Annotated in this window: 21 protein-coding genes; 14 read left to right on the top strand and 7 right to left on the bottom strand. The window is 57.0% G+C overall.

The genetic code is table 11. The annotated features are described in order from the left end of the window. The first annotated feature begins 104 nt into the window (after positions 1 to 104). The 7 genes from MKR05_RS01380 (at position 105) to MKR05_RS01410 (ending at position 6,321) form a co-directional block, all read left to right on the top strand. A complete protein-coding gene (locus tag MKR05_RS01380; protein ID WP_124074155.1) occupies positions 105 to 962 on the top strand; it encodes a MurR/RpiR family transcriptional regulator in 858 nt (285 codons plus the stop codon). A 128-nt stretch (positions 963 to 1,090) separates the two neighbouring features. Next, positions 1,091 to 2,419, top strand: coding sequence for an aspartate aminotransferase family protein (locus MKR05_RS01385; protein WP_284118033.1), 1,329 nt, complete (start codon positions 1,091 to 1,093; stop codon positions 2,417 to 2,419). After that, a complete protein-coding gene (locus tag MKR05_RS01390) occupies positions 2,416 to 2,970 on the top strand; it encodes a carboxymuconolactone decarboxylase family protein (RefSeq protein WP_023289262.1) in 555 nt (184 codons plus the stop codon). Before MKR05_RS01385 ends, MKR05_RS01390 begins: the two co-directional genes overlap by 4 nt. 127 nt (positions 2,971 to 3,097) lie before the next feature. Continuing rightward, positions 3,098 to 3,850 (top strand): glutamine ABC transporter substrate-binding protein GlnH, encoded by a 753-nt coding sequence (glnH, locus tag MKR05_RS01395; protein WP_023289263.1) that lies wholly within the window; start codon positions 3,098 to 3,100, stop codon positions 3,848 to 3,850. Between the two features lie 51 nt (positions 3,851 to 3,901). Next, positions 3,902 to 4,558 carry a glutamine ABC transporter permease GlnP gene (glnP, locus tag MKR05_RS01400; RefSeq protein WP_023289264.1) on the top strand — a complete coding sequence of 219 codons (657 nt, stop codon included), beginning with the start codon at positions 3,902 to 3,904 and terminating at the stop codon, positions 4,556 to 4,558. A 2-nt stretch (positions 4,559 to 4,560) separates the two neighbouring features. Continuing rightward, complete coding sequence (gene glnQ / locus MKR05_RS01405; protein ID WP_064158366.1) at positions 4,561 to 5,283, top strand: glutamine ABC transporter ATP-binding protein GlnQ; 723 nt, start codon at positions 4,561 to 4,563, stop codon at positions 5,281 to 5,283. 21 nt (positions 5,284 to 5,304) lie between these two features. Beyond that, complete coding sequence (locus MKR05_RS01410; RefSeq protein ID WP_064158349.1) at positions 5,305 to 6,321, top strand: C45 family peptidase; 1,017 nt, start codon at positions 5,305 to 5,307, stop codon at positions 6,319 to 6,321. Here the strand turns inward: MKR05_RS01410 and MKR05_RS01415 are convergent. Further along, positions 6,318 to 7,508, bottom strand: coding sequence for an MFS transporter (locus MKR05_RS01415; protein WP_072422041.1), 1,191 nt, complete (start codon positions 7,506 to 7,508; stop codon positions 6,318 to 6,320). The two genes, MKR05_RS01410 and MKR05_RS01415, sit on opposite strands and share 4 nt — an antisense overlap. A gap of 175 nt (positions 7,509 to 7,683) precedes the next feature. Here MKR05_RS01415 and MKR05_RS01420 point away from each other — a divergent pair, with 175 nt between their 5' ends. Then, a complete protein-coding gene (locus tag MKR05_RS01420) occupies positions 7,684 to 8,565 on the top strand; it encodes a LysR family transcriptional regulator (protein WP_072422040.1) in 882 nt (293 codons plus the stop codon). 70 nt (positions 8,566 to 8,635) lie between these two features. On the opposite strand, the gene MKR05_RS01425 is transcribed toward MKR05_RS01420, so the two are convergent. Next, a complete protein-coding gene (locus tag MKR05_RS01425; RefSeq protein ID WP_225319980.1) occupies positions 8,636 to 8,731 on the bottom strand; it encodes a hypothetical protein in 96 nt (31 codons plus the stop codon). Positions 8,732 to 8,822: 91 nt separating this feature from the next. Here MKR05_RS01425 and MKR05_RS01430 point away from each other — a divergent pair, with 91 nt between their 5' ends. Further along, positions 8,823 to 9,134 (top strand): hypothetical protein, encoded by a 312-nt coding sequence (locus MKR05_RS01430; protein ID WP_044522295.1) that lies wholly within the window; start codon positions 8,823 to 8,825, stop codon positions 9,132 to 9,134. A 121-nt stretch (positions 9,135 to 9,255) separates the two neighbouring features. Here the strand turns inward: MKR05_RS01430 and MKR05_RS01435 are convergent, their stop codons facing one another. Continuing rightward, complete coding sequence (locus MKR05_RS01435; protein ID WP_072413013.1) at positions 9,256 to 9,738, bottom strand: glutathione peroxidase; 483 nt, start codon at positions 9,736 to 9,738, stop codon at positions 9,256 to 9,258. 158 nt (positions 9,739 to 9,896) lie between these two features. Here MKR05_RS01435 and MKR05_RS01440 point away from each other — a divergent pair, with 158 nt between their 5' ends. Beyond that, positions 9,897 to 10,460: a hypothetical protein gene (locus tag MKR05_RS01440; protein WP_072413014.1), complete on the top strand. Its 564-nt coding sequence runs from the start codon at positions 9,897 to 9,899 to the stop codon at positions 10,458 to 10,460. Between the two features lie 45 nt (positions 10,461 to 10,505). Here the strand turns inward: MKR05_RS01440 and MKR05_RS01445 are convergent, their stop codons facing one another. Together MKR05_RS01445 and yeaG are read right to left on the bottom strand one after the other, a co-directional pair. After that, positions 10,506 to 11,789, bottom strand: a complete 1,284-nt coding sequence (locus tag MKR05_RS01445) for a YeaH/YhbH family protein (RefSeq protein ID WP_012968476.1) — start codon at positions 11,787 to 11,789, stop codon at positions 10,506 to 10,508. Between the two features lie 85 nt (positions 11,790 to 11,874). After that, positions 11,875 to 13,809 (bottom strand): protein kinase YeaG, encoded by a 1,935-nt coding sequence (gene yeaG / locus MKR05_RS01450; RefSeq protein WP_004203779.1) that lies wholly within the window; start codon positions 13,807 to 13,809, stop codon positions 11,875 to 11,877. 416 nt (positions 13,810 to 14,225) lie between these two features. On the opposite strand from yeaG, the gene MKR05_RS01455 reads away from it, so the two are divergent. Together MKR05_RS01455 and MKR05_RS01460 are read left to right on the top strand one after the other, a co-directional pair. Then, positions 14,226 to 14,972, top strand: coding sequence for a MipA/OmpV family protein (locus MKR05_RS01455; protein ID WP_023289272.1), 747 nt, complete (start codon positions 14,226 to 14,228; stop codon positions 14,970 to 14,972). A 91-nt stretch (positions 14,973 to 15,063) separates the two neighbouring features. After that, positions 15,064 to 15,918 (top strand): aldo/keto reductase, encoded by an 855-nt coding sequence (locus tag MKR05_RS01460; RefSeq protein WP_048334776.1) that lies wholly within the window; start codon positions 15,064 to 15,066, stop codon positions 15,916 to 15,918. A gap of 60 nt (positions 15,919 to 15,978) precedes the next feature. Here the strand turns inward: MKR05_RS01460 and MKR05_RS01465 are convergent, their stop codons facing one another. Together MKR05_RS01465 and gapA are read right to left on the bottom strand one after the other, a co-directional pair. Then, complete coding sequence (locus tag MKR05_RS01465; protein ID WP_060591059.1) at positions 15,979 to 16,863, bottom strand: D-hexose-6-phosphate mutarotase; 885 nt, start codon at positions 16,861 to 16,863, stop codon at positions 15,979 to 15,981. 74 nt (positions 16,864 to 16,937) lie between these two features. Continuing rightward, a complete protein-coding gene (gene gapA, locus MKR05_RS01470; RefSeq protein ID WP_004203784.1) occupies positions 16,938 to 17,933 on the bottom strand; it encodes a glyceraldehyde-3-phosphate dehydrogenase in 996 nt (331 codons plus the stop codon). Between the two features lie 337 nt (positions 17,934 to 18,270). Between gapA and msrB the strand changes: the two genes are divergently transcribed. Further along, the gene (msrB, locus tag MKR05_RS01475; RefSeq protein WP_004203786.1) at positions 18,271 to 18,684 is read left to right on the top strand and encodes a peptide-methionine (R)-S-oxide reductase MsrB; all 414 of its coding nucleotides are present in this window, start codon (positions 18,271 to 18,273) and stop codon (positions 18,682 to 18,684) included. Positions 18,685 to 18,727: 43 nt separating this feature from the next. Continuing rightward, positions 18,728 to 19,006: a YeaC family protein gene (locus MKR05_RS01480; protein ID WP_004203787.1), complete on the top strand. Its 279-nt coding sequence runs from the start codon at positions 18,728 to 18,730 to the stop codon at positions 19,004 to 19,006. The last annotated feature ends 37 nt before the right edge of the window (positions 19,007 to 19,043 follow it).

The raw sequence follows: 19,043 nt of genomic DNA on the forward strand, positions 1-19,043 counted from the left end.
GAGAAGGGGGAACGGATGTGACACGCGGGGTCGTTAGCCACCTATAGAGTCTTGATCTCAAATATGATTAGATAGCTTTCACTTAAAACCAGTCAGTGGCTGCCATGAATCTCAGGGAAAAAATCATTAATGAATTCGGCGGGTTGTCGCCCGAGCTGCAACGCGCCGCCGAGTTCTCACTGCAAAATGCCAGTCAGCTGGTGGTGTTATCCATGCGCGCCTTCGCGGCGGAAGCCGGGGTAAAACCGGCGACGCTGCTGCGTCTGGCGCAGCGGCTGGGCTACCGTGGCTGGAGCGAGCTGAAAAGCGATTTCATTGACGACCTGGGGCTGCGCAATGATACATACGTATCAAAAGCGGAAAAAATGATGGCCCGCGGCACGCAAACGCAGCTGTATAAAGAGGTATTTCAGGCGCATCAGGCGAACCTGACCTTTACGCAAAACGAAAATGCCCAGCAGATGGAGCAGGCGGTGACCTTGCTCGATAGCGCGGAGAATGTCTATATCTGCGGATTCCGCGCCAGCTTTCCGATCGCGTGGTCGCTGTTCTATGTCTATCGACTGTTCAACCGCCAGGTATCGTTAATCGATGGCCTGGCCAGCAATATCGAAGTCTTTACCCGCGAACTGACCAACCGGGACTGCCTCTTACTCACCAGCTTTGCGCCCTATTCACGCGAATCACTGGATGTTTTACGGGCAGCCCGGCAGGCCGGGGCCAGGATCCTCGCCATTACCGACTCGCCGGTTTCCCCCTTAGCGCAGGCGGCGGACTGCACGCTGCTGTTTTCCATCGACAGTCCGTCATTTTTCCCTTCCGTGGTCTCCGGCATGGGGCTGGCGGAGTGTCTGCTGGCGATGCTGGTGGTGCGCCACGGCCGGGAGGCGGTGAGTAAAATTGAAAGTGCCGAACGCTATCTCATTGAGTCTGGCGCCTACGTGATCCCCGGTAAGTCCTGATAAATGATTCAAATGTATCAGTTATAAGTATAATAGATGCATTTATATCTTTAATTCGTTGACGTGATCCAAATGGATCCTGCAAGATACGCTCAATTAATGTAGCGGATTCAGGAGCAGAACCCAGTATGAGTCATGTCATTCACCGCAGCCTGCGTAGCACGCCGATGGTGGCCTCACGTGCGCAAGGGGCCTATATCTTTGATGCCCAGGGAAAACCGTATCTTGATGCCTGTGGCGGGGCGGCGGTTTCCTGCCTCGGACACGCGCATCCTGATGTGCTGGCGGCGATGCACCGCCAGATCGATCGGCTGGCCTATGCGCATACCAGCTTTTTCACCAGCGATGCCGTCGAGCAGCTTGCCGAACATCTCACCCGCACGGCGCCCGGCGAGCTTAACTACGCCTACTTTGTCTCGGGCGGTTCTGAGGCGGTAGAGACGGCGCTGAAGATGGCGCGGCAGTACTTTGTGGAGATCGGCCAGCCATCGCGCACCCGCTTTATCGCCCGTAAACAGAGCTATCATGGCAATACGCTGGGCGCGCTGGCGGTGGGGGGGAACGAATGGCGCCGTCGCCAGTTTGCCCCCTTATTAATGGATGTTATCCGCGTCTCCGCCTGCAATGAGTACCGCGATCGCCGGGCTGACGAGACCCAGCAACAGTATACCGAACGTCTGCTCAATGAGCTGGAGCAAGCCATCCTTGAGGCCGGCCCGGAAACGATCATCGGTTTCTGTGCGGAAACCGTGGTGGGAGCGACGACGGGAGCCACGCCGCCGACGCCGGGCTATCTGCAAGGGGTCCGCCGCCTGTGCGACAAATACGGCATCCTGTACATCGCGGATGAGGTGATGTGCGGTATGGGGCGGACCGGGACGCTGCATGCGTTTGAACAGGACGACGTGGTGCCCGATTTAGTGACCATCGCCAAGGGACTCGGCGGGGGTTATCAGCCGATTGGGGCGGTGCTGGCGAGTGAGACCATCGTCTCCGCGCTGAAGGCGGGCAGCGGATTGTTCCAGCACGGTCACACTTACATTTGTCATGCCACCGCCGCGTCGGCAGCCCTGGCGGTGCAGCAGGTGATCGCGCGCGATAATTTACTGGACGCTGTCAAACAGCAGGGCGCCTATCTGCACAAGGCGCTGCGCGAGGTGCTGGGGGAGTTACCGCATGTCGGTGATACGCGCGGACGTGGCCTGTTTGCGGGGGTCGAACTGGTGCGCGATAAAGACGACAAAACGCCGTTCGATCCTGCCCTGAAGCTGCACGCCGCGATCAAAGCAAACTGTATGGCGCGCGGACTGATGGTCTATCCCATGGGCGGCACGATCGATGACCAGTCTGGCGACCACATCCTGATTGCACCGCCGTTTATCATCACCCCGGCGCAGCTCGATTTTGTGGTCGATACCCTGGACTGTGTGATCCGCGAAGAGACGGGGAAATTATGATCAATCGTTTACCGCCCCTGGCGGAACAGGAATGGGACGATCGGCAGCGTCAGTTAGCGGAAGAGATCATCAATGGACCGCGCGGCGCCTTGCTGCCGCCCTTTGAACCGCTGTTGCGTAGCCCCGAGCTGATGGCGCATGCCCAGCGTATGGGGGAGTACCTGCGCTATCGCAGCGCGCTGGGCCAGCGTCTTTCTGAACTGGCGATTTTGCTGACCGCGCGGCACTGGTCGCAGCCGGTAGAGTGGGCGATCCATGCGCCGATAGCACGCGAGAAAGGGATCTCTGCCGCGGCGGTGCAGGCGATTAAGGAAAGGCGCCGGCCCGCGGATCTGCGGCCCGATGAGCAGGCGATCTATGACTTCTGTCAGCAGCTGCATCAACAGCAAAAGGTCAGCGATGAGACCTGGCAACAAGCCATTGAGTTATGGGGCGAGAAGGGCGTGGTGGATCTGATTGGAATAAACGGTTATTACAGTTTTCTCTCCATGGTGATGAACAGCGCGCAAACGCCAGTACCGGATACCTCTGACTCTCTGTTTTCTGAATAAGTTATCGATTTTATTCGGGCGCATAAAACTGCGCCCGGCATATCAGCTCTTATTATTAATTCTTCCGGCGAGATATTTCGCAGGATGACGTTCGTTGTAGGCTATTTCACTGACGCTGAGGGTAATTATGAGTGGATTATTTAAGAAATTAAAGCTGACGCTGGCATTAGTTATTTGTTCAGCCAGTTTTGTGACAGCAGCAGAAGATAAAATAACGGTGGGTGTCGATACTGCCTTTGTTCCATTTGAATTTAAACAAGGCGATAAATATGTCGGCTTTGATATCGATCTGTGGGACGCGATTGCGAAGAAAATGCATATCAGCTACGAATTAAGGCCGATGGATTTCGGCGGCCTGATCCCCGGTCTGCAGTCGCGTAATCTGGATGTGGCGATGGCGGGAATAACGATTACCGATGCGCGCAAGCAGGTCGTGGACTTCAGCGAAGGATATTATAATGCCGACCTGCTCATGGCCGTGAAAAGTACCGACAACTCCATTGTTAAATTCAGCGATTTGACCGGGAAAAAAGTCGGCCTTAAGCAGGGGACAGCGGCAGCCAGCTTTATGAAAAGCAAATATAAAGCGAATTATATCGAGTTCCCGAATATCGATAACGCTTACCTTGACCTGCAGGCCGGTAATCTCGATGCCGTGGTTCATGATTCACCGAATGTCCTTTACTACGTGAAGACGGCGGGTAACGGCAAGGTCAAATCCACCGGTGAGACGGACAGCATTCTGCCACAGCAGTATGGCTTTGCGATGCAGAAAAACAGCAGCCTGACGCCAAAAGTCAACCAGGCCCTGCAGGCTCTGCGCGCCGATGGCACCTACGACAAGATTTACGTAAAGTGGTTTGCTAAACAGCCGAAATAACCCTGCCAGGTCGGAGCGATCCGACCTCATATTTTCTTTACGGGTAGAAGCATGAATTTTGACAGTCGCTATATTTGGGATGCATTGCCGCTGCTGATGCAAGGTTTGCAGCTGACGCTGATTATTTCGTTATCAGGTTTATTAGGTGGATTAATCATTGGCTTGCTGGCCGGGACCTGCCGCGCATTAGGCGGAACAATATCCAAAACGGTATCGCTGGTGTTTGTGGAAGTCATCCGCGGGACGCCAATTATGGTGCAGGTGATGTTTATCTACTTCGCCCTGCCGATGGTGTTGCCGGTGCGTATTGATCCGGTTCCCGCCGCCATTATCACCATTGTGATTAACTCCGGGGCTTATATAGCGGAGATCACCCGGGGCGCGATTCTGTCGATTAATAAAGGATTTAAAGAAGCCAGCCTGGCGATGGGATTATCGCCGCGCAGCACCCTGTGGCATGTCATTATGCCGCTGGCTTTTCGGCGGATGATCCCGGCATTAGGCAATCAGTGGATTATCAGTATTAAAGATACCTCGCTGTTTATTGTCATTGGCGTGGCAGAATTAACCCGTCAGGGACAAGAGATTATTGCCGGCAATTTTCGGGCGCTGGAGGTGTGGACGGCGGTGGCGATGATTTATCTGTTTTTGACATTGTGCCTGAGCTTCCTGCTGAAACAACTTGAGAAAAGGATCCATATTTTATGAGCATGGTTGAATTTAGCGCGGTGGCGAAAAACTTCGGCGCCACTCAGGTGCTGCACGATATCAATTTAAAGATTGAAGCGGGCGAGGTAGTGGTGATCATTGGCCCTTCCGGTTCGGGAAAATCGACCCTGCTGCGCTGCATTAACAAGCTGGAGGCGATCTCTTCGGGAACGCTGCTGGTGGCGGGCATGCACATTACGGATCCGCACGCGAATGAGTGTGATATTCGCCGCGAAGCCGGTATGGTGTTTCAACAGTTTCATTTGTTTCCGCATCTGACCGCCCTGGAGAATGTTATGTTCGGTCCGCTTCGCGTGCGCAAGCAGAGTAAGGCCGCGGCGCGGGAGCAGGCGCTGGCGTTGCTGGACCGCGTGGGGCTGCGTGAACGCGCCAACCACTATCCGGCAGAGCTCTCGGGCGGTCAGCAGCAGCGCGTGGCGATAGCGCGCGCCCTGGCGGTGAAACCCAAAATGATGTTATTTGATGAGCCAACATCCGCCCTCGATCCCGAACTGCGGCATGAGGTGTTAAAGGTCATGCGATCCCTGGCCGAAGAGGGCATGACGATGGTGATTGTGACCCATGAGATTGGCTTTGCCAGAGAGGTGGCTTCCCGGTTGATCTTTATTGATGGCGGCACCATTGCCGAAGATGGTTCACCTGAGGCGCTGCTCACGGCCAGCAGCAATCTGCGTCTGCAAGAGTTTTTGCAACACGTATCCTGAACATAAGTGAATGATGACAATATGAAAACAATCGCAATCCGTGGTTCCGCCTATGCGGTCGGTCAGCAGCTTGGCGCGTTTGGTCGTGAGGCCTGGCATACTAAAATCAGGCAAACGGCGCTGTGGCAAACCGTAACCGCCCTGAAAACGGCGGAACAGACCCAGCGCATGCGCGCAGCCGTGCAGGCGCAGTTCCCGCTGATTTGGCAGGAGCTGGAGGGCATGGCGGAGGGGCTGCAGGCGCCGGTGGATGAGGTGTTCGCCTGGAACTGTCGCGGCGATCTGGTACGTTCGACGTCAGATGGCTGCACCACCCTGGCGGGGAGAAGCCCGGAGGGCGCGTTGATCATTGCGCACAATGAAGACGGCTTCCCGCAGCTGCGTGAAGAGTGCGCCATCGTCAGCGTAACCCCTGAGGTGGGCCTCGCCTTCACCAGCTTTGCCTATCCCGGCTCCCTGTGCGGGCATACCTTCGCGGTGAATGAGAAGGGGATAGTCAATACGGTCAACAATATTCGCGCCGTGCATCGTCCGGACGGCATGCCGCGCCAGATTGTGGCCCGCGCATCGCTGAACGCCGCCACCTTAGAGGAAGCCGTCACTTTGCTGAGCGCCACGCCGCGCGCGGGCGCATTTCACCATACCCTGGGCCAGATGGGCGATAGCCGTCTGTTTAGCGTGGAAGCCACCGGCTCCGGCAGCTCGGTGCTCGAGTTGTCCGCCACCGGCGGGCATGCCAACCATCTGATCCATCCCCAGCTTGCGGCCATTGAACAGATCGTGACCGGGAGCTCCGGTTCGCGCCAGCGGCGCCTGGACGCATGGCTGGCGACGAACCCGCCGCTGGATGGCGTGACAGCGAAAGCGATGCTCTCCGACCAGCAGGATCCGCTGTTACCGATTTACCGGCTGTCTCCCGACGATCCGGATGAGGAAAATACGCTGGCGACGGCTATTTTTACCTTGAGCGCGACCCGCGTCGTGTGGCAGGTCTTCACTCTGGACCGTGAAAACGCGGTTTTACAGGGCAGCCTTTAGCGGGCCGAGGGCGCTTTCAGCAGGGCGATCAGCAGCGTACTGCCCACCATGATCCCCGCCGCCAGCCACACCATTCCCGACAGGCCAGCTGAGGCGATCAGCTGGCCGCCGACAAGCGCCCCGGTGCCGATGGCGGCATTAAAAATGGCCACGTAAATGGCTGACGCCGGCTGGGCGACCGCGCCCGCGCTGCGCAGCAGCCAGGTCTGTAAGCCGACGAACACAATCGCGATGCCGGCGCCCCACAGGGCTAACAGTAGCCCGCTAAAACAGAACGGCAGTGGCGCAAGACGGGCGGCGCCAAGGATCGCCAGCGCGCCCCCGCTCAGCAGCAGCGCAGCGAAAATCAGCCCCTTCAGATGACGATCGATAAGCTTACCGGCGATAACGTTACCCAGCAGCCCGGAAACCCCTGACAGCAGCAGCAGGCCGGAGAGGGCGGTCGCCGGGACTCCCTGCAGATTTATCAGCAGCGGTTCAATGTAGGTGAAGGCGGCAAAGTGTGCGGTAATGATGCAGGCCGTGGCGCCATACAGACCAACGAGCAGCGGATTGCGGAAAATATCGCGATAAACACGCAGCCTGACGGAGGCAGGGGCCGCCAGCGGGGGCAGCGTTGAGCACAGCGCCGCAGCGGCGGCCAGTGACAGCAAGGCCATCGCCATAAACGCGTGTCGCCAGCCCGCCAGGGTGGCGATAAAGCTCGCCAGCGGTACCCCCACTACGCTTGCCGCCGACACGCCGCCAAAAATGATCGCCGTGGCCAGCCCCAGCCGGTGCGGCGGCACCAGCTGCGCGGCGACGATGCCAATTAAGGCCCAGAAGGCGCCATGGGCCAGGGCGCCAATCATGCGGGCACTCATCAGGGCGAACATCGAATAAGACCGGGTTGCGGCGAGGCAGGAAAGCGCCAGGATCAGCATCAGCCCGACCAGTAGCGCCTTGCGGGAAATACGCGCCGGCATCGCGCCGGAAAGCAGAGCCGCCAGGGCGCCCACCCAGCCATAGGCGGTGACGGCGAGGCCCATGCCGGATTCCGTCTGGTGAAAATCCGCCGCCAGGGCGCTGAGCATGCCCACCGGCGCCAGTTCGCTGGTGACGATCGAAAAGGCGCAGAACCCGAGCGCAACGACGGCTATCCAGACGCGCGCCGGCGCCGGGTGGAGGGGTAAAGCAATCTCTTTCATATCAGGCGTATCCTTAGGAAAGGTGCGTTCCGCGCGGTGCGCGGACGTTCAGGTGAGGAGCGAGCAGGCGACCGGATGGCCTGGTTGTCTCCGCGAGTGGCGTGCAGTATCATCCCTGTGAAACTGATAAAAAAGAGCGGAAAACGGAGAGTCGTTTTCCGTAAATGGAAAATAGATGACCGCAGAATTTAACTGGGATGATGCGCGCATATTCCTCGCCATCGCCCGGGCGGGAACGCTGAGCGGCGCCGCCGACAAGATGAACATGGGGATTGCCACGGTCTCCCGCCGGCTGGATCGGCTGGAGCAGGCGTTGAACGTTCCGCTCTTCAGCCGCCATCAGAGCGGCTATCGCCTGACCGACGATGGCGAAGCCCTGCTCGCGCGGGCTGAGGCGCTGGAATACGCAGGCCTGGCGTTCGGCGAAGCGGCGCAACTGCAGGGGCATGTCGCCGGGGTTGTCCGCCTGGCCACCGCTGACAACCTGGCCACGCATTTTATTCTGCCCTCCCTGAAGGGGCTCCTGGAGCAATATCCCGAGCTGCGGGTGGAGGTGATGAGCGGCGTGCAGCCGGTGAACCTGCACCGTCGGGATGCCGATCTGGCGATCCGCATGGTCAAGCCTGAGGCCGGGCATCTGACGTTAAAGCGTCTGGGGACGGTGGGGTTTGGCGTCTATGGCGCCGCCGGCTATCTGGCCGGGGCGGACGGCCTGTCGCTGAGCGAGGCGGACTTTGTGGGGTGGCCGGAAACTCACCAGCACCTGCCGGCCGCCCAATGGATCACGCGCACTCTGCGCGGCCGGCCGTGTAAAGTTGAAGCCAATACGCTCGTGGCCCAGGTTTCCGCGGTATCCGCGGGCCTCGGACTGGGCGTCCTGCCGCACTTTATGGCGAGGGCCTGCGGCCTGCAGTGCCTGCAGCCGGAGATCGGCGCGGATCAGACCCTCTGGCTGGTGATGCATTCCGACCTGGCCGGGTCAAGACGCGTGCGGGTTCTCGCCGACCATCTCATCGCTCTCTTTGCGGATCATCAAGAGCGGCTGGCGATGCCCTGAAGGGACGCGGCTTGGGCGTGTATCGATAAGACCCCCCGGGGCTGACGAGCCACGATTTTTTCCGCGCCCGCTAACAGTCATACTCACCGCGCAATATTCGGCCCAATGCTGCGCCGCAGTCGAAAATACTGCAGAGTGAGGGGATATACCCGTCCGGCAAAATAATTTTGCGTTGTTGCCAGCGCCGCCTTGTTGCGCTCCCCCAAAAATGCCTGTCGATGTTAGGGTGAGAGGTTGATTACCACAGGAGAACGCAAATGATTGTCAGGACCTGGCACGGCTGTGTGCCATTGCAACATGCCGAGGGGTTTGCAAAGCACCTTGAGCGGACCGGCGTGGAACACGCCCGGGGTATCTCCGGCAACAGGGGCGCGCTGGTGCGCCGGGAAAACCAGGGCGAATGGGCGCATTTCTTTCTCGCCACCTACTGGCAGGATCTCGCGGCGGTCAAAGCCTTCGCAGGCGAAGACTATCACGTCGCGGTCACCTATCCGGACGACGAAGTATTCGAACTGCTCTCCGACCCCTACGTGTTTCAGCATGAGGTTGAGGCCGTGTCGCCGCTGTAGGCTGCGTGTCGGGCATGCGGAAGTTAGGCCAACCACAGACGGTTGCTGGCCGCGTGAGATCTACCTCTATCTTGCATGGGCAGCCAGCCACCGTTGGGCGAACGTGGAATGACAGGAACACTTAGCGTTTGAGTGCGGCAACAATGGCGGCTTCCATTTTCTCCGGCGTCGTGAACGGCGCAAAACGCGTGAGGGGAGTGCCGTCGCGACCGATGAGGAACTTGGTGAAATTCCACTTGATCCGTCCGCCGAGCACGCCGGGCAACGCTTGTTTCAAATAACGAAACAGCGGATGCGCGGCGGGGCCGTTGACGTCCACTTTTTCAAACATCGGGAAGCTCACGCCGTAGTTAACGTGACAGGTCTGCTCGATTTCATCCGCACCGCCGGGTTCCTGCTTGCCAAACTGGTTGCAGGGGAACCCAAGCACAACCAGCCCCTGAGCCGCGTACTTTTGGTAGAGCGCTTCAAGGCCAGCATATTGCGGCGTGAAGCCACAATGGCTGGCCGTATTCACCACCAGAACCACCTTACCAGCATAGTCAGCCATGGAGAGGGGCTGTCCGCGCAGGCGGGTAGCCGTCAATTGATAAAAAGGGGTCATAGCAGGCTCCTGAGAGTAGAAACAGTTCAACGCTGACGATCGCGCGAATGTTTGAAGCAGATTAGGCAGTTATGATACACAGGGTTAGGGATTTGTACCTGGAGTGTTAAAAAAACGCCAGATGTCATAGAAAAAATCGCGAACAGGAACGGCTGAAAATGGTGAAATATATCTTATCGCTGGTCGTAGTGGCGATGCTCGCAGGCTGTACCAGCGCGCCAAACTTGCCGCCTCGGGATACCATTGTGGCGGTGAAACCCACAGAGTCCGGTATTGTCGCCAGCTCAGCGAAATACAGTTACCGCTTTGTCCGTGACGGTGTGCCTGAGGAATATCAGCGTTATAAGACCTTTTATGAGCGCTTTCACCAACAGGCTTCCGGCGTGCGGGTTAACTTTGTCGTGGAACAACATGAGGTAACGGCGGAATATCTGGTGGTGATGGATCAGCGCAAACTGGATGCCGGGCAGCATAGCGAGCTGGTAAATCAGTATCATGCGGTGCAGATTGATAACGATCGCCTCGGGGTGTTGTTTAAAGCGACAGGGTTTTGGACGGCATCGGACGCGTCAGATCTGGCCGCCGCCTACCAGTTAGCTCACCCCGTTGTGGTATCAATCAATGATAAGACCAAAACGATTAGCTCGCTTGGCGCCGTCGCCATGGCCCCGTTGTTTCCGTTTTACATGATGTATGGCTGTGCCATCGGGCCTTGTGTCTGAGGAAAATAGCCAGCAAGTCACTCGACTCACTGGCTGAGTATTTCACTACGCTTCACTTTTAGACGATTGTTTGTGAAACAGTTCACGGAATACCGGGTAGATATCCTCCTGGTCGCGGATATGCTGCATGGCGAAATTATCAAAGGTCGCCTGCAGGTGTTCATACTCGCGCCACAGGGTCTGATGCGCCCGGCGGGTAATTTCGATATAGCTGTAATAACGCACCACCGGCAGAATTTTCTTCGCCAGCAGTTCGTGGCACAGCGGGGAGTCGTCGGCCCAATTGTCGCCATCCGACGCCTGGGCGGCGTAGATGTTCCACTGCGCCGGGTCATAACGCGCCTGCACCACTTCATCCATCAGCTTCAGGGCGCTGGAGACGATGGTGCCGCCGGTCTCCTGAGAGTAGAAGAACTCGTGTTCATCCACCTCTTTCGCCTGAGTATGGTGGCGGATGTAGACCACATCGACGTTTTTATAGGTCCGGCTGAGGAACAAATACAGCAGGATATAAAAGCGCTTGGCCATGTCTTTGGTGGCCTGGTCCATCGAGCCTGAGACGTCCATCAGGCAGAACATTACCGCCTGGCTGGAGGGCTCCGGCCGTTTTTCGTAATTTTTGTAGCGTAAGTCAAAGGTGTCGATAAACGGCACCCGTTCAATTTTAGCCCGCAGTTCGGCAATCTCTTTGCGCAGGCGCTCCTCCTCCAGCAGCTGCACCGGTTCGCTGCGGCTGATGGTCTCCAGATCCTCCTCCAGGGCGCGCAGTTCACGGCGCTTGCCGGCGGTCATCGCCGTCCGGCGGGCCAACGAGTTCTGCAGCGAACGCACCACGCTGATGTTGGCCGGCACCCCGTTAGAGGTAAAGCCTGCGCGATGGGTTTTAAACTCGTTCAACTGCCGGTGCTGATTTTTCTTCAGGTTCGGCAGGGCGAGATCTTCGAACAGCAGATCCAGGTACTCATCTTTCGAAATCTGGAAGACAAACTCATCCTTCCCTTCGCCATCGGCGCTGGCTTGCCCCTGACCGCCGCCCCCGCCGCCGCCGCCCCCTTGCGGGCGTTCGATGCGGTCGTTTTGCACGAAATGGTCGTTGCCCGGGTGGACGCGGTTGCGCAGCCCGCCGCGACCCTGATGAAACATCGGCTCGTTGATATCGTCCGTCGGGATCGAGACGGATTCTCCGCTCTCAATATCGGTCACCGAGCGCTTGTTGATGGCCTCGGAGATCGACTGTTTAATCTGCGCCTTATAACGGCGCAAAAAGCGCTGACGATTGACGGCGCTTTTGTTTTTCCCGTTCAGGCGTCGGTCTATGAACCAGGTCATATGCCCTCCTGTACTGCATTAGCCAACTTTACTTATCATCATTCAGCTGCAGTTTGCCCGGCGGCGCACCGCCGGGCTGGACGCATCAGGACGATTTACGAACCCGCAGGTACCACTCGCACAGCAGGCGAACCTGTTTGCGGGTGTAGCCTTTCTCCATCATGCGGTCGACAAAGTCGTCGTGTTTTTTCTGCTCATCGGTTGAGGTTTTGGCGTTAAACGAAATGACCGGCAACAGCTCTTCGGTATTGGAGAACATTTTCTTCTCAATAACCGTGCGCAGTTTCTCATAGCTGGTCCAGTTCGGATTACGTCCGCTGTTGTTGGCTCTGGCGCGCAGCACAAAGTTGACGATTTCATTACGGAAGTCTTTCGGGTTGCTGATCCCGGCCGGCTTCTCAATTTTCTCCAGCTCGGCATTCAACGATTCACGGTCAAACAGCTGCCCGGTGTCCGGATCGCGGTATTCCTGATCCTGGATCCAGAAGTCAGCGTAGGTGACATAGCGATCGAAAATGTTCTGCCCGTACTCGGAGTAGGATTCCAGATAAGCGGTCTGGATCTCTTTGCCGATAAACTCGGCGTATTTCGGGATCAGATAGCCTTTGAGGAACTCCAGATAGCGCTCGGCCTGCTCCTGCGGGAACTGTTCGCGCTCAATCTGCTGCTCCAGCACATAGAACAGATGCACCGGGTTGGCCGCCACTTCAACATGGTCGAAGTTAAACACCCTTGAGAGGATCTTAAAGGCAAAGCGGGTGGAGAGCCCGTTCATCCCTTCATCCACCCCGGCATAGTCGCGATACTCCTGATAGGATTTCGCTTTCGGGTCGGTATCCTTCAGGCTCTCGCCGTCATAGACCCGCATTTTCGAGTAGATGCTCGAGTTTTCCGGCTCTTTCAGGCGCGACAGAATCGAGAAGCGCGCCAGCGTTTCCAGAGTGCCCGGGGCGCATGGCGCATGCGTCAGTTCGCTGCTGTTGAGCAGTTTTTCATAGATACGGATCTCTTCGGAGATCCGCAGGCAATAAGGTACTTTGACGATATAGACGCGGTCGAGGAAGGCCTCATTGTTTTTGTTATTACGGAAGGTCACCCATTCCGATTCGTTGGAGTGGGCAAGGATGATCCCGTTAAACGGCAGGGCGGAGATCCCTTCGGTCCCGTTATAGTTACCCTCCTGGGTCGCGGTCAGCAGCGGATGCAGCACCTTGATCGGCGCTTTAAACATCTCGACGAACTCCATGATCCCCTGGTTGGCGCGGCACAGCGCACCGGAGTAGCCGTAGGCGTCCGGGTCGTTCTGCGCATAGTGTTCCAGCTTACGGATATCCACTTTACCCACCAGCGCTGAAATATCCTGGTTGTTCTCATCGCCCGGTTCGGTTTTGGCGATGGCGACCTGCTCGAGAATCGACGGCCAGACTTTGACCACGCGGAATTTCGTGATATCGCCGCCAAACTCATGCAGGCGTTTGGCCGCCCACGGCGACATAATGGTGCCGAGATAGCGGGTAGGGACGCCATACTCTTTCTGAAGGATCTGCGCATCCTCCTGCGGATTGAACAGGCACAGCGGGTGATCGTTAACCGGGCTGCGCTCGCCGTTGGCGCTCAGCACATAGATAGGCACGCGCTGCATCAGGGCTTTCAGCCGTTCAGCCAGCGATGATTTACCACCGCCCACCGGTCCCAGCAAATAGAGGATCTGTTTCTTCTCTTCCAGCCCCTGGGCGGCATGCTTGAGGTAGGAAACGATCTGCTCAATGGCGTCTTCCATACCGTAAAACTCTTCAAACGCCGGATAGCGTGCGATGACCCGGTTTGAAAAGAGACGGGATAGCCGCGGCTCGAGAGCCGTATCAACCATGACGGGTTCACCAATGGCCATCAACAGACGTTCTGCCGCATTGGCATAGGCACTGCGATCTTGCCGGCAGATGGTAAGAAACTCCTGCAGTGTGAACTCTTCGTCCTTGGCAGCTTCATAGCGCTGGCGATAGTGATCGAATATATTCATGGCATGCCGTCCTTTCGTTTTTTAGCACAGGTTGAGAGCCGTTCATATGAATAGTGGGGGCCCCCGGAAGACATAAGCTGAACATCGCTCTCCTGGTATCCAGCAACCCTTATGCCAGGTTGCGGGTGGGGTAGCGTGAATGTGCCCTGCAATTACACCTTCTAAATTTAAGCGTAGATGCATTTAGAAATCTTGCATGCCGCAGAAAATCAATTTCAATGACATATCAATAACTCATCCTGAAAAAGACGCTTTTTGATTCGCCGGGACGTGAAGCTGTCATCGGGCTGTCACCAGATGGTAAGAGAAGGGTGGGAAAGTGAACGATTTGTGTCATATCGGGTAAAGAATTTGAGGCATGAGACCTACGACGGTAAACTGCACGGGCTGATTATTTGACAACGGGAATATGGATTGTGACTAAAATCAAACTTCTGGCACTCGGCGTGCTGATTGCGACCTCCGCCAGCGCGGCGCATGCCGATGGGAAGTTCACGCTTGGGGCTGGCGTCGGCATCGTTGAGCATCCGTACAAGCAGTATGATGCGGATGTTTATCCGGTGCCGGTCATTAGTTATGAGAGCGATAACTTCTGGTTCCACGGTCTGGGCGGGGGTTACTACCTGTGGAATGACACCAACGATAAGCTGTCGATAACGGCCTACTGGTCGCCGATGTACTTCAAGCCGGGCGACAGCGATAGCGAACAAATGCGTCGCCTGGATAAACGTAAATCGACCGTGATGGCCGGTCTTTCTTATGTCCACAATACGCCCTATGGCTTCCTGCGCACGACGATTGCCGGCGATACGCTGGATAACAGCAACGGCATCAACTGGGATCTCGCCTGGCTGTACCGCTACACCAACGGGAACCTGACGCTGACGCCGGGCATTGGCGTCGAGTGGAACAGCGACAATCAGAACGAATACTACTATGGCGTCTCGCAGCATGAGTCCCGTCGCAGCGGGATGCGCAGCTACGATCCGGACAGCAGCTGGAACCCGTATCTGGAGCTGGCGGCCAACTATCGCTTCCTCGGCGACTGGAGCGTATACGGTATTGCGCGCTACACGCGTCTGTCGGATGAAATCACCGATAGCCCGATGGTGGACAAATCCTGGAGCGGTCTGATCTCAACCGGGATCACCTACACCTTCTGATTGTGCATTATTACAGTGCGCTTTATGCATCAAAACAGGGCTTCGCGCCCTGTTTTGCTTTATGGTGGTGCAGGGCGCGAAGAAGGAGACGATGGTGAAAAAAACAGTATGCTTTGGCGAGCAGGCGGCAGTTCCGGCCATCGGGCTGGGAACCTGGTATATGGGCGAGAACGCGGCGCAGCGTCAGCAGGAGGTGGCTGCACTGCGCGCGGGCATCGACCATGGCCTGACGGTAATCGATACCGCGGAGATGTATGCCGACGGCGGGGCGGAGGAGGTAGTGGGCCAGGCGATCCGCGGCCTGCGCGACCGGGTGACGCTGGTCTCCAAAGTCTATCCCTGGCACGCCGGCGGAGCGGCGATGCGCCGCGCCTGTGAAAACAGTCTGCGCCGGCTGCAGACCGACTATCTGGATATGTATCTCCTGCACTGGCGGGGCGATATCCCCCTGCAGGAGACGGTCGAGGCGATGGAAAGGCTGGTGGCCGAGGGCAAAATCCGCCGTTGGGGCGTCTCCAATCTGGACACCGACGATATGCAGGCGCTGTGGCGCACGGCGGGCGGCGAACGCTGCGCCACCAACCAGGTGCTCTATCATCTCGCGTCGCGGGGCATTGAATACGATCTTCTGCCCTGGTGTCAGCAGCACACCCTGCCGGTGATGGCCTATTGCCCGCTGGCGCAGGCGGGGCGCTTACGCGATGGACTTTTTCAGCATACCGATATCATCAATATGGCTAACGCGCGGGGCGTGACGGTGGCGCAGCTGCTGCTGGCCTGGGTGATTCGTCATCCGGGAATGCTGGCGATCCCGAAAGCGGCGACTATCGAGCATGTGGTGCAGAATGCCGCCGCGCTTGATATCGTTCTCAGCCCGCAAGAGCTTGCGCAGCTGGATCGCCTCTATCCGCCGCCGCCGCGGAAAACCCGGTTGGATATGGTTTAACCCACAGCGCATCCAGGTGGAGAAGAGAAAAAGCCCCGTGATAAACGGGGCTTTTTGCGGTTAGCGTTTTTTCACGCTGATGGTTTGCGCCAGGCGAGACGGGGTCTCTTCACTGGCTTTCTGCGGCTGGGTCACGCAGCAGGTTTCGACGCAAACGAAGGTTTTATAGCCATCGTCCGGCATGTCGCCCATGCTGACGGACAGCGCCGGGCCCGGGTTCCAGGCCACCACGTTGTGCTGATGATGATGCACCACGTCGATCGTGCGGCTGAGCGCGTCGTCGCGGATCACGCTGCAGCCTTCGGCGTCGAGATAGACGCGGTCGGTACGATCCGGGAAGGTCTGCACGCCGTTGTTCAGAACGCCTTCTTCGGCGTTCTTCACTTTATCGATATAGCGCTCGCCAAGACCGCTCACTTTCACCGCCGCGATATCGCCAACGTTGAAGTAGCTGTGCAGGGCAGAGGTGGTCTCGAATTCGCCGTGGGCTTCCAGCTCGATTTCGCAGGTCTTGCCCAGCTTGAAGCGGGCATAGAGGGTGAACTCATGCGGCCACAGCTTCATGGTTTCAGCGCTGTTCTGCAGCGCAAAGGTCAACATCACGCCGCTGTCGTCTTCATCATGCCCTTCCAGGGTCCACGGCAGGTTGCGGGCAAAGCCGTGCGACGGCAGGCCCTGCTGCGCCGATGGGCCAAACCACGGCCAGCAAATCGGCACGCCGCCGCGCAGGGCGACGCCCTGTTTAAATGGGGTGTTGTTGCTCAGCCACAGGACTTCTTCTTCACCGGCGGGTTTCCAGGAGAGCAGGTGCGCCCCCTGCAGCGCCACAGAGGCTTTCACCTGCGGATGGTCGATGACAATCAGCTCCAGGTCGTCCAGCTGGCGACGGGAGATAACGGGCGAAATGGTTTCATTCACCGGGAGAGCAAAAATTTTATTTATCATTGTGCAATCCTATCTCTGCAGACAAAAAAAAGAGCGACCGAAGTCGCTCTTACAGATTACTTTTTCATCTCAACTTATTTGGAGATGTGGGCAATCAGGTCCAGAACTTTGTTGGAGTAGCCAGTTTCGTTGTCGTACCAGGAAACCAGTTTAACGAAGTTGTCGTTCAGTGCGATACCTGCTTTAGCATCGAACACGGAAGTGCAAACTTCGCCGTTGAAGTCGGTAGAAACAACGTCGTCTTCGGTGTAACCCAGAACGCCTTTCATTGCGCCTTCAGAAGCGGCTTTGATAGCTTTCTTGATTTCTTCGTAGGACGCTGCTTTTTCCAGACGAACGGTCAGGTCAACAACGGATACGTTCGGAGTCGGAACGCGGAACGCCATACCGGTCAGTTTGCCGTTCAGTTCTGGCAGTACTTTACCTACTGCTTTAGCAGCGCCGGTAGAGGACGGGATGATGTTCTGAGCTGCGCCGCGGCCGCCGCGCCAGTCTTTGTGAGACGGGCCATCAACGGTTTTCTGAGTAGCGGTGGTTGCGTGGACGGTGGTCATCAGGCCTTCAACGATACCGAAGTTGTCGTTGATGACTTTAGCCAGCGGTGCCAGGCAGTTGGTGGTGCAGGATGCGTTGGAAACGATGTCCTGGCCAGCGTAAGTGTCGAAGTTAGCGCCGCGAACGAACATCGGGGTGTTGTCTTTGGACGGGCCAGTCAGAACGACTTTTTTCGCGCCAGCGGTGATGTGTTTACGAGCGGTTTCGTCGGTCAGGAAGATACCGGTTGCTTCAGCAACAACGTCAACACCAACTTCGTCCCACTTCAGGTTAGCCGGGTCACGTTCAGCGGTAACACGGATTTTTTTACCGTTAACGACCAGATGACCGTCTTTCACTTCAACGGTGCCGTCGAAACGACCGTGAGTGGAGTCATACTTCAGCATGTAAGCCATGTACTCTGCGTCTAACAGGTCGTTGATTGCAACGATCTCGATGTCAGAACGTTTCTGAGCAGCACGGAAAACAATGCGACCGATACGGCCAAAACCGTTGATACCTACTTTGATAGTCATATATTCCACCAGCTATTTGTTAGTGAATAAAAGGTTGCCTGTAAAATTACAAAAACCTTACGCAGCGTCAAGCGGAATCGTGTCAATCATTGCGACAAATCAATCCTGAGCACACCTTGCGCGATTGATTTGCCTCACTCTCCCTTTGAGCCCAATTCCATATGGGGGCTGCGCGCGGAATTTTAAAGGGCATTTAAGATAAAAACGTGATTTAAGTCACAATTATCTGGCTGCCTGTGGGCACCGGATAAGTTTAGAACAAAAGTGTACGCTTCATTGTTAATGTTTTGTTAGAATTGGGGCGAAAGTTGTCCATTGCAAAGCGAGATGTAAGCCCATGGCAAATAAACCCTCCCCGGAAGAGCTGAAAAACGGCTTGAGCGAAATGCAGTTTTACGTGACCCAACATCATGGCACCGAACCGCCTTTCACCGGACGGCTGCTGCACAACAAGAAAAATGGCGTGTATCACTGCCTGGTGTGCGATGCGCCGCTGTTCAACTCCCAGACCAAATACGACTCCGGCTGCGGCTGGCCGAGCTTCTACGAGCCGGTAAGCGAAGAGGCCATTCGCTATCTGGACGACAGCTCCCACGGCATGCAGCGCATTGAGATCCGCTGCGGAAATTGTGATGCCCATCTCGGTCACGTGTTTCCGGATGGCCCGCAGCCGACCGGCGAGCGCTATTGTGTCAATTCGGCGTCGCTCAGCTTCACCGATGAGCAGAACGGCGAGCAGATCAAGGGTTGAAGAAACGATTCAGCAAATTATTCCAGGTGGAGGTGAGCGGAAGATGGATATTGAGCAAATTATCGACAGCATGACCCCGGAAGTGTATCAGCGTCTGGCGACGGCGGTAGAGCTGGGAAAATGGCCGGATGGCGTGGCGCTGACGCCGGAGCAGAAGGAAAACAGCCTGCAGCTGGTGATGCTGTGGCAGGCCCGGTATAACACCGACGCCCAGCATATGACCATCGACACCCGCGGGCAGATGGTGATGAAGAGCAAACAGCAGCTGAAGGAAGATTTCGGCATCGTGCCGAAGCCGATCGCCACCGTGAAGTTGCAATAAACCGCCGGCCGGCGGGGAGACGTTCCGGCGTCGGGTG

This window comes from Klebsiella sp. K5-204, assembly GCF_030128585.1.
Classification (GTDB): domain Bacteria; phylum Pseudomonadota; class Gammaproteobacteria; order Enterobacterales; family Enterobacteriaceae; genus Klebsiella; species Klebsiella quasipneumoniae.